This window comes from Paraburkholderia sp. JPY419 (genome assembly GCF_050435705.1).
Taxonomy (GTDB): domain Bacteria; phylum Pseudomonadota; class Gammaproteobacteria; order Burkholderiales; family Burkholderiaceae; genus Paraburkholderia; species Paraburkholderia youngii.
The window spans coordinates 212,363-222,251 of the sequence record NZ_JBNDKV010000004.1; the positions used below are offsets into that span (position 1 = coordinate 212,363).

Sequence of the window (9,889 nt, forward strand, 5' to 3'; positions counted from 1 at the left end):
AGCAACCCATCGACAGAGCACCTCATGGCCCACGCAATCACCCTCACTTCGAGTCTCGGTAGCAGTCTCCTGTTCGCCAACATGACCGCGACCGAATCGCTCGGCCGGCTCTTTGCCTGGCGGCTCGAAGCTATCAGCAAGAACCCGCAAGTGGATCTGCGCTCGCTGCTGGGAACGCCGATGACGGTGAAGCTCGTCACGCCGCAAGGCTACACGCGTTATTTCAATGCGATTGTTTGCGAGGGCGAGCAAGGCGGCTTCGTCAATATCGAGAACGTGCGCCATGCGGTCTACGCGTTCACGCTTGTGCCAAAGCCGTGGCTGACCACGCGCAAGCGCGATTGCCGCATCTATCGAAGCATGAGCGTGCCGCAGATCATCCAGTCGGTGCTGAACGACATCGGCTATAGCGATGTGAAGCTCAGCTTGAGCGGCAACTATGCGCCGCGCGACTATTGCGTGCAGTACCGCGAAAGCGACTTCGACTTCATCAGCCGGCTGATGGAGCAGGAGGGCATTTATTACTTCTTCACGCATACGCAGAGCACGCACACGATGGTGCTGGCCGATTCGCTCGGCGCGCACTCGGCGGTGCCAGGATTCGAGCAGATTCCGTATGCGCCGCCAATCGAGCACGGTAAGCGCATGAAGGCCTCGATCAGTGATTGGACAAGCTCACGCGCTGTCAATACAACGAAGGTGCAGCTCGACGACTACGACTATCTGAAGCCGAAAGCGTCACTCCTCGCCACCGAAGAGCTGACCGATATGGAGGACGCGCACGGCGTAAGTGGCCTCGACATCTACGACTACGGGTACGACTACGTCGGCTTCGACGAGCGTCTGTCCGACGGGCAGCGGTATGCGCAGGTGCGCGCGGACGCATTGAACGTGCCGCTCGCGATGAGCTCAGGGCGAACCGATGCCTGCGGTCTCGCGACGGGGGCGCTGTTCACGCTCAAGGATTTTCCGCTTGTCGATGCAAATCAGGAGTACATGGTGATCGAAACGGTCACGCGTCTCGTCGAGCCGGACTACTCGACGGGTGGCGGCGGTGACGATGGTGAAACGCCGTTCGAGTGCGACTTCAAGGTGCTCCGCAGCCGTCAGCCGTTTCGCACAATGCCGAGCACGCCGCGTCCGGTCATTGCTGGTCTGCAGGCCGCGGTGGTCTACGGCAATACGCCCGAGGACATAGCCGTCGACAAATACGGCCGGGTGCAGGTCACGTTCTTCTGGAGCCGTCCGGGCAAGCCCAACGCGCAAAACTCCTGCCCCGTGCGCGTCGCGCAGCTGTGGGCCGGCAAGCGTTGGGGCGCGCAATTCATTCCACGCGTCGGGCAGGAGGTGGTAGTCAGCTTTCTCGACGGCAATCCGGACCGGCCGCTCATCATCGGCAGTGTCTACAACGCCGACAACATGCCACCGTACAACCTGCCAGAGAACAAGACCCAGAGCGGCGTGAAAAGTCGCAGTCACGAGGGCGGCGGCAGCGACGACTACAACGAGATCCGCTTCGAAGACCGGATGGGCAGCGAGCAGGTGCTGATTCATGCGCAAAAGGATCTGCGCGAAGAGTCGGAGCACGACCATGACGTGCAGGTCGCGCACAACTACACACTGACCGCGGGCAACCAGATCAAGCTCGTCACAGGACTCGCAAGCATCACGATGAACAGCACCGGCGAGATTGCGATTCAGGGCACCAACATCACGCTTAACGGCGAGATGAACGTGACAATGGCATCGGGTCTCGCGATGGAGATCAACTCGAAAGCGAATCTGAACATGAGCTCGATTGCGGCGATGGAAATCGAGTCCGAGGCCGACTGTCTCGTGCAGTCCACCAACCTGCAGTTGATCGGGACCGCCACGGCGGTACTGGGCGGCGCGGCGCCGATGATCCTATGAGCACGCCGCCGATTCTCGAAGCAGCGGGCCAGATGCGGCTTTCCGCGCGCGCTCGGGCCTGCCTGCGGCCTTCGATGACGGCGCGCGCGGCCGTTCAGGCGCTGCTAGACGCAGGTTATTGCGCCGATGCGTTGAGCCTGCTCAGCCGTCTGCTGCCGCATCGCTATGTGGTGGCGTGGGCGTGCCAGTGCGGCCGCCGTCAAACGCTCGACGAGCACGACCGCGCGGGTCTCGCGCCTGGCGGAAGCGTGGCTGCGCGATCCCGTGGAGGCGCAATGCGCCGCGGCGCTCGCGTTCGCGAAGGCCCACCGCTACCAGACGATCGGCGCGTGGACGGCCGCCGCCGCGGGATGGGCAGGCGGCAACCTGAACCCGGATCACGAGCGACCAACGCCGCCGCCGGAACACCTGAGCGCGCTTGCGGCGACGGCGGCGGTGAATTACCTGGCCGCGCTGGTTCCCGCGCAGTTCGATGCGCGCCGTGCCGCATTTGCGCGCGATGCACTGGGCCTCCTGGGTGTTCCCGAGGGTATCGATGGAGGCCTGCAATGAGTGCCGCACAACGGCTGATTCTCTCGATCGAAGCCGAGCGGGCGGGCCAGGCTGGCGCGCGCCTCGAGCGGGTGTTCGACTGCCGCGACGGCAGCATTGGCCGCGCCGACGAGTGCGACTGGACGCTTGGCGCGGAGGGCGTCTCGCGTCTGCATGCGTTGGTGCGCTACCTGAACGGCATCTATTTCATCGAGGATCGCAGCACCAATGGCATGTCGATGAATGGCACGCCGCTGCGAAAGGGCGACCCGGCAGCGCTCAAGGAAGGTGACCGGTTGCTGATCGATACGTTCGAGATCAGCGTCCGCTTGAGCGGAAACGATGAAACTGAAGCGAAGATGCGCGGCGATCTGGACGATCCGCACGATTCGCACGATCCGGTGCGAACGGCACCCGCTATGTCGTCCGCGCCGATGCCGGCTTGCGCGCCTGCGCGCAACGACGATGCGCTGGATCTGAGCCTGCTGCTCGCGCCGCGACGCACTACGCCGGCGGAGCACGTAGGCGAATCCGAAGGCCTGATTCCAGATGTCGCCGATGGATCACGGCCCGGTGCGAGTCTGGATCCGCTAGCGTTGTTCGACGCGCCGTCGTCCTACGCCGACGAGCCGCCGCCGCGCATGTCCGCAGCGCCCGGATGGAATCACACGCCAGCGGCGGCCGACCGCTTTCGGCCACCACAGACCGAGGCCGCGCGGCTCGAAGGCTCCGTGCTCCCGGAAGACTGGGACGCGGCCGCGAGTCTGGTCGCGGCGCGTCGCGAGCCGGTGCTGTCCAAACCTGGTGAGGAGGCATCCGCGACGGCCGGCGAGCACCGTGTGCCGTCGCAAATGCCATCGCCACAGCATTCGCCCGCTGCTCCGGACATGGCCCCAGAGCTGAAGGAAATGTTTTACATCGCCGTCGAGGCGATGATGGACGTGCTGCGCGCGCGGGCCGAATTGAAGAACAGCTTCCGCTTGCCCGCGACGCTGATCCAGCGTTCGGAAAACAACCCGCTGAAATTCGCGCCGACCGCGCAGGATGCCGTCCAGCGGTTGCTTGCGCCGCCTGATGGCGGATTCCTGTCTGGCCGCGCCGCGCTCAACGATGCCGCCGACGACATCCGCAATCACCAGATGGCGATGCTCGCCGGCGTGCGCTCAGCGTTCCGGTCGCTGCTCGCGCATTTCGATCCGGCCCGCGTCGAACAGGAAACCGGAGGCAGTATGCGTCGCTTTTCACTTGGGAGAAGGCCGCGCTATTGGGAGCGCTACAAGGAGCAGTTCGAGACAGTCACCAGGAACCCTGACGAGTGCTTCCAGCGGCTGTTCGGAGATGAATTCGCACGCGCCTACGAGGAACAGCTCGGAAGCCTGAAAAAGCGGCGCGACGTCTGACAACCCTTACCAGGCACATCGACATGACCCAGAGCAACAAGGTGATTTGGAGCGAAGGCCTGTTTCTCAGGCCGCAGCACATGCAGCAGCAGGAACGCTATTTCGAGCGTTACGTGGAACTGCGCGCGGGCAGCCTGCGTCCGCACGCATGGGGCTTTCACGAACTCGAAGTGGAAAGCGATCTGCTCGCAATCGGCAAACTCGGCATCAAGCGTGCACGCGGCGTGTTTCCCGACGGCACGCCGTTTGCGATGCCCGGCGACGATCCGCTACCGCCGCCACTCGACATCGATCCGAACTGGCGCGACCAGATCGTGCATCTGACCTTGCCGCTGCGCTCGCGCACCCAGCCGGACAGCGCATGGCCCGACACGGGTGGCGATCAGTTGTTCCGCTATCGCGTGCGCGAAACCGAAGTGCACGATGCGTCGGGCAGCATGGAAGGCGCGACCGCGCTCGAGGTGGCCGGCATGAGCACGCGGCTCTTACCCGAGTCGCAGCCGATGGAAGGTCTGATGCGGATTCCGTTGGCGCGCGTCGTCGAATGCCGTGCAGACCGGCGGGTGATGCTCGACGAGGGTTTCATGCCGACTGCGCAGAGCACCGAAGCGGCCGCACGGCTCGTGACGTTCATGTCCGAACTGCTCGGGCTGCTGCATCAGCGCGGCGAGGCGCTAGCGGGACGCGTGGCCGAGACCGATCGGGGCGGCGCCGCGGAAATTGCGGACTTTCTGATGCTGCAGGTGATCAACCGCTATCAGCCGCTCGTCGCGCATCTCGCGCAAGCACCGCTGCTGCATCCCGAAGCGCTTTACAGGCTGCTGCTGGAACTGGGCGGAGAATTGGCCACGTTCACCGCGCCAGGCAAGCGCGCGCGGGCTTTCCCCCCGTATCGGCACGAACTGCTGCGCGAAAGCTTCGAGCCGGTGATTGCGGCGCTGCGTATCGCGTTGAGTGCGGTGCTCGAACAGAGTGCAGTCGCGATTGCGTTACAGCAACGCAAATACGGCGTGTGGGTGGGCATGGTGCCCGATGTCACGCTGCTTGACACCGCCACTTTCGTGCTTGCGGCAAAGGCGGACCTGAAGTCGGAGGACATGCGCCGGCAATTGCCCGCGCAATCGAAGATCGGTCCCGTGGAAAAAATCCGCGATCTGGTGAACCTGCAACTGCCGGGCATCGGCGTGTCGCCGATGGCGGTCGCGCCGCGCCAGTTGCCGTACACATCCGGATTTCTCTATTTCGAGTGCGACAGAAACTCGCCGATGTGGCGCATGTTGAAGACGTCGGGCGGCATCGCGATGCACTTCGGCAGCGGCTTCGCCGGTCTTGACCTGCAACTGTGGGCCGTACGCGCATGAACGCCAACAACGATCGTGCCGGCAACGCGGCCCAGGATAGCAATGCCACGATGGTGCGCCCGCAGCGCTCTGCCAGCGCCCACACCGACGACGGCACCCATATCGTGTCGCCCATACCGCCGGCCTCGCGCGTCATACAGGGAACCCGCTCATCACAATCGCCGGGCAAGGCGCCGCTGCGCGCCGAACTGAGTGACTTCCTGAGCGGTGCCGGCAATCCGCTCGTGCGCGCGGCCAATCCGCTGCTGCTATTGACCGTGCAGTTGCGGCACAGCGTATCGCCGCCGGCCGACGTTGGCCGTCTGCGCGAGCAGGCCGTCGCCCAGGTTCGCAGTTTCGAGCGCCATGCACAGTCCGCCGGCGTCGACACACAAGCCATCATGGCGGCGCGCTATGTGCTCTGCACGATGCTCGACGAGGCGGTGAACAACGCACCGTGGGGCGACATGAGCGGCTGGGCGCAAAAGACCTTGCTCGTGACCTTTCACGGCGAGGCCTACGGCGGTGCGAAGTTCTTCCAGATCCTCGATCGCCTGAGCGTCGACTTCTCGCGCCATCTCGATCTGATCGAGCTGATGTACATCTGTCTTGCGCTGGGCTTTGGCGGGCGCTATCTCGTGGAGCCAGGCGGCCTCGCGCGTCTCGCTGACATTCAGGACGATCTCTATCGGCGCATTCGCGGTCTGCGCGAAGCGCCCGCCACCGAGCTCGCGCCACATTGGCGCGGTGTCGAAGACCGCCGCAATCCTGTGATGCGGCATGTGCCGCTGTGGGTGGCTGCATCGGCGGCGGCCGTCGTGCTGCTTGGAGCGTTCCTGGTGTTCTTCACGAAGCTCAACGCGTTCGCCGCGCCAGTCAGCGCGCAGCTTGCCGCGATCGGTCTGGAAAACGCGCCGCCGCCGCAAGGCATCGCGCCCGCACCCGCGGCTGCACGGATGACGCTCAAGCAACTGCTCGCGCCGCAGGAGCAGGCGGGCCAGTTGAGCGTTGACGAGCAATCCGACGGTCGTGACACTGTGCGTCTCGCCGCCGCCGAACTGTTTCCGTCCGGTGGCGCCGACATCGCACCCGACGTCGTGCCGTTGCTGCACCGGATCGCGTGGGCGCTGAACCAGTTGAAGGGCCGGGTGATCGTGGTCGGCCACACGGACGACCAGCCCGTGCGTTCGCTGTCCTTCAAGGACAACTTCGCGCTCTCCACGGCGCGCGCACAAAACACGCAGCGGATTCTCGCGCAAGGACTCGACGATCCCAATCGCCTCGAAGCGAGCGGCGCCGGTTCCTCGCAGCCGATCGCGACGCCGGTCGATCTACCGGCGAACCGCGCGCGTAACCGGCGCGTGGAAATCCTGTATATCCCGGAGCACTGAGCCCATGAAAACGCTGAAGAACTGGGTGACGTCCCGGTGGTTCCCCGTCGCGATCGGCCTGCTGCTGATCGCTGCGCTGATCTGGCTGGGCGGTCCTTATCTGGGCATCGGCGCACGGCAACCGCTCGCGAGCCCCGCAGCGCGGCTCGCGCTGATCTTCGCGCTCGTGCTGGCCTGGCTGCTTTACGAGCAGGCGCTGCAATGGCGCGCGCGGCGCAAGACGTCGCAATTGTCTGGCGAGCTTGCGGGCCAGGACGCCGAGCTTCCCGCCGGGGATCCCGCCGGCGCCGAGCGCGAGCAGTTGCGGCTGCGCTTTCGCGAAGCGATCGACACGTTGCGCAAGACACGCAAAAACGGCAGCAATCTCTATGCGCTACCCTGGTATGTCGTGATCGGTCCGCCAGGCTCGGGCAAGAGCACGCTGGTGCAGAATTCCGGCCTGGAGTTTCCGCTGTCGGAGCGCTTTGGAAAGGAGGCGCTGCGTGGCATCGGCGGCACGCGCAACTGCGACTGGTGGTTCACCGACGAGGCTGTGTTTCTGGACACCGCGGGCCGCTACACCACGCAGGACTCCGATGCGACCGCCGATGCTTCGGCATGGCTGGCATTTCTGTCGCTATTGCGCCGGTACCGGCGACGCCGTCCGTTGAACGGCGTGATCGTGACGATGAGCGTGTCCGATCTGCTGACACTCGACGAAGCTGCGCGTCAACAGCACGTGCGCGCGGTGCGTCGGCGCCTGGACGAACTCGCTCAGCATCTGAAGGTGGCGGTGCCGGTGTACCTCGTGTTCACCAAGTGCGATCTCGTGGCGGGTTTCACCGAGTTCTTTGACGACCTCGGGCCTGATCTGCGCAGCCAGGTCTGGGGCATGACGTTTCCCGTCGCGGCGGGTATCGAAGGCGGCGCCTGTGCGTGCTTCGCGGACGAGTTCGACCTCTTGCTGGAGCGTCTCAATACGCGTGTGATCGAGCGTTTGCATGGAGAGCGCGATCGCAGCCGGCGCGCCGCCGTGCTCAGCTTTCCGCAGCAGCTCGGGGCGTTTCGCGAAATCGCCCGGCAGTTCGTCGAAGGCGTGTTCGGGCGGCATCAATACGGCGCAACACCGCTGCTGCGCGGCGTCTATCTGACCTCCGGCACCCAGCAGGACGCGCCCATCGACCGTATGCTGAGCGCGGTCGCGCGCACCTTCGGCGTCGACGCTGCACGCGTGCAGGGCGGCAGCACGCAAGCGCGGACCTTTTTCGTCGAGCGGCTGCTGAAAGAAGTGCTGTTCCGCGAGTCGGGCCTCGTCGGCACCAATCCGCGGCTTGAACGGCGGATGCTTCTGATGCAGACCGGCGCGTACCTGGGCATCGCGCTCGTCACGACGCTATTGATTGGCGGCTTCGCCACCAGCTACACGCGCAACCGCCTTTACGTCGCGCAGGTCCGGGACTCGCTGGAAGGTTTGCCGCCCGCCAGCAGCCTCGCCGCAGCACCGGACATCAACGCTTATTTCGCGCGTGCGCTTGCTCGCCTCGAAGTCATCTCCGGCGCACAGGACGTCGCGGGTCGATATCAGGGCCATGTGCCATGGCTGATGCGCTTAGGCCTGTTCCAGGGGCACGCGCTATTCGAGCAGGTGCATCGCGCGTATCTGCGCGAACTGGATGGCACTTTGCTGCCCGGCGCGGGCGTGCGCTTTCGCGAAGGACTCAGCGCCAGCGCGAACGATGCGCAGTCGCTCTACGACTACCTGAAGGGCTATCTGATGCTGGGCCAGCCTCAGCATTTCGATCCTGGCGAGCTGGCCGCGCTCGCCCGCATCGAATGGCAACGTCTGTTCCCGCAGGACCCGACGATCCGGAAGGCGCTCGACAAGCACTTTTCTGCATTGGTCGACGATCCGGTAAAGCCGCGCGCGCTGACACTCGACAATGCGCTGATCGATCAGGCACGGGCGACGCTGAAGACGGCCGATCTCGCTACGCTGATCTACGGCAGCGTCCAGCTCGACGCGAATCGTTCGGGTGCGCCGCCGGTGCGTCTCGATCAGTCTCTAGCAGGCTGTTGAATTTGGGTCCCGTGTAAACGGGGTTTGAGGGACGGGCGTTATGGATATCGTGTTCATGATCTTTGGCAGCGGATGCGATGCGCGGAATGGATGAGATGCAGGAACCCCTGTTCACGACGGTCAAGCTCGAGGACTTCGTCCCGGCAGATCACCCGTTGCGACCGATCCGGTTGCTGGTGAATGACGCGTTGAAACGGCTCAACGGGCTGTTCAGCGTCATCTACGCGGACACCGGCCGTGCCTCGATTGCGCCTGAGAAGCTGATGCGGGCGCTGCTGTTGCAGGTGTTCTACTCGGTGCGCAGCGAGCGCATGCTGATGGAGCAGATGCGCTACAACCTGCTGTTCCGCTGGTTTGTCGGGCTGGCGATTGAGGACGCGGTGTGGGACCACTCGGTGTTCTCGAAGAACCGCGACCGGCTTCTGGAGCATGAAGTCGTGGAAGCGTTCTTCACCGAAGTCATGAGCCTGGCGGACAAGCGGGGCTTGCTGTCGAGAGAGCATTTCTCGGTGGACGGCACGCTGATTCAGGCGTGGGCCAGTCACAAGAGCTTCCGCCGCAAGGACGGCCCGGACGATGGTCCGCCAGCCGGCGGTGGCCGCAACGCCGACACTGACTGGAAAGGCGAGCGACGTAGCAATGCCACGCACGAGTCGACTACTGATCCGGAGGCGCGATTGTTCAAGAAGAGCCACAAGAGCCCGGCCATCCTGTGCTACCACGGGCACATCCTGATGGAGAATCGCTCGGGGCTGGTGGTCGGCGCCGTGGTGAGTCACGCAGATGGTTTCGCCGAGCGGGCCAGCGCATTGCAATTGCTCGATTGCGTGCCAGGCGCTCATGCGAAGACAGTTGGTGCCGACAAGGCGTATGACACCCGCGACTTCGTGAACGATTGCCGCGCTCGCAACGTGACACCGCATGTCGCGCGCAACGATGAGCGTTGGGGCGGCAGCGCAATCGATGGTCGCACTTCGCGGCATACGGGCTACCGGATTAGCCAGATCATCCGCAAACGAATCGAAGAGCATTTCGGCTGGGGTAAAACGGTCGGTCGGATCCGGCAGACGGTCTATCGCGGTATCAAGCGCGTCGACCAGCACTTCAAGCTGACGATGGTTGCGAGCAATCTGACCCGCATGGCCCGAATGCCAGGGGTGGTGCCGCAAGGAGCGGCGCGATGAGCCGTCACGGCGTGAAGACTGCGCGCCAGCGGGGCTGCATGCGTGCGCATGCCCCGCGCGGATCGCGCGGCAAACC

7 protein-coding genes and 1 pseudogene are annotated in these 9,889 nt (G+C 64.5%); all 8 read left to right on the plus strand.

The genetic code is table 11. The annotated features are described in order from the left end of the window. Nucleotides 1–24 precede the first annotated feature (24 nt). The 8 genes and pseudogenes from tssI (at nucleotide 25) to QFZ91_RS29520 (ending at nucleotide 9,813) form a co-directional block, all read left to right on the plus strand. On the plus strand, nucleotides 25–1,911 hold the full coding sequence (gene tssI / locus QFZ91_RS29485; protein WP_429569309.1) for a type VI secretion system tip protein TssI/VgrG: 1,887 nt from the start codon (nucleotides 25–27) through the stop codon (nucleotides 1,909–1,911). Nucleotides 1,912–1,985: 74 nt separating this feature from the next. Continuing rightward, nucleotides 1,986–2,039 (plus strand): annotated as a pseudogene (locus QFZ91_RS29490) (hypothetical protein); the annotation flags it as partial. A 37-nt stretch (nucleotides 2,040–2,076) separates the two neighbouring features. Beyond that, nucleotides 2,077–2,463 carry a DUF6931 family protein gene (locus tag QFZ91_RS29495; RefSeq protein ID WP_429570899.1) on the plus strand — a complete coding sequence of 129 codons (387 nt, stop codon included), beginning with the start codon at nucleotides 2,077–2,079 and terminating at the stop codon, nucleotides 2,461–2,463. Next, nucleotides 2,460–3,842: a type VI secretion system-associated FHA domain protein TagH gene (tagH, locus tag QFZ91_RS29500; RefSeq protein WP_429570900.1), complete on the plus strand. Its 1,383-nt coding sequence runs from the start codon at nucleotides 2,460–2,462 to the stop codon at nucleotides 3,840–3,842. The genes QFZ91_RS29495 and tagH overlap by 4 nt, the downstream gene beginning before the upstream one ends. 23 nt (nucleotides 3,843–3,865) lie before the next feature. Beyond that, nucleotides 3,866–5,203 carry a type VI secretion system baseplate subunit TssK gene (gene tssK, locus QFZ91_RS29505; protein ID WP_429569310.1) on the plus strand — a complete coding sequence of 446 codons (1,338 nt, stop codon included), beginning with the start codon at nucleotides 3,866–3,868 and terminating at the stop codon, nucleotides 5,201–5,203. After that, nucleotides 5,200–6,573, plus strand: coding sequence for a type IVB secretion system protein IcmH/DotU (icmH, locus tag QFZ91_RS29510; protein ID WP_429569311.1), 1,374 nt, complete (start codon nucleotides 5,200–5,202; stop codon nucleotides 6,571–6,573). Before tssK ends, icmH begins: the two co-directional genes overlap by 4 nt. A gap of 4 nt (nucleotides 6,574–6,577) precedes the next feature. After that, nucleotides 6,578–8,629 (plus strand): type VI secretion system membrane subunit TssM, encoded by a 2,052-nt coding sequence (gene tssM / locus QFZ91_RS29515; protein WP_429569312.1) that lies wholly within the window; start codon nucleotides 6,578–6,580, stop codon nucleotides 8,627–8,629. A gap of 77 nt (nucleotides 8,630–8,706) precedes the next feature. Further along, nucleotides 8,707–9,813, plus strand: coding sequence for an IS5 family transposase (locus QFZ91_RS29520; protein ID WP_429522659.1), 1,107 nt, complete (start codon nucleotides 8,707–8,709; stop codon nucleotides 9,811–9,813). The last annotated feature ends 76 nt before the right edge of the window (nucleotides 9,814–9,889 follow it).

What these genes read in the sequence shown, in the direction of transcription:
- tssI (WP_429569309.1), top strand. Translation starts at nt 25, where the DNA reads ATGGCCCACGCAATCACCCTCACTTCGAGTCTCGGTAGCAGTCTCCTG.
- QFZ91_RS29495 (WP_429570899.1), top strand. Translation starts at nt 2,077, where the DNA reads ATGTGGTGGCGTGGGCGTGCCAGTGCGGCCGCCGTCAAACGCTCGACG.
- tagH (WP_429570900.1), top strand. Translation starts at nt 2,460, where the DNA reads ATGAGTGCCGCACAACGGCTGATTCTCTCGATCGAAGCCGAGCGGGCG.
- tssK (WP_429569310.1), top strand. Translation starts at nt 3,866, where the DNA reads ATGACCCAGAGCAACAAGGTGATTTGGAGCGAAGGCCTGTTTCTCAGG.
- icmH (WP_429569311.1), top strand. Translation starts at nt 5,200, where the DNA reads ATGAACGCCAACAACGATCGTGCCGGCAACGCGGCCCAGGATAGCAAT.
- tssM (WP_429569312.1), top strand. Translation starts at nt 6,578, where the DNA reads ATGAAAACGCTGAAGAACTGGGTGACGTCCCGGTGGTTCCCCGTCGCG.
- QFZ91_RS29520 (WP_429522659.1), top strand. Translation starts at nt 8,707, where the DNA reads ATGCGCGGAATGGATGAGATGCAGGAACCCCTGTTCACGACGGTCAAG.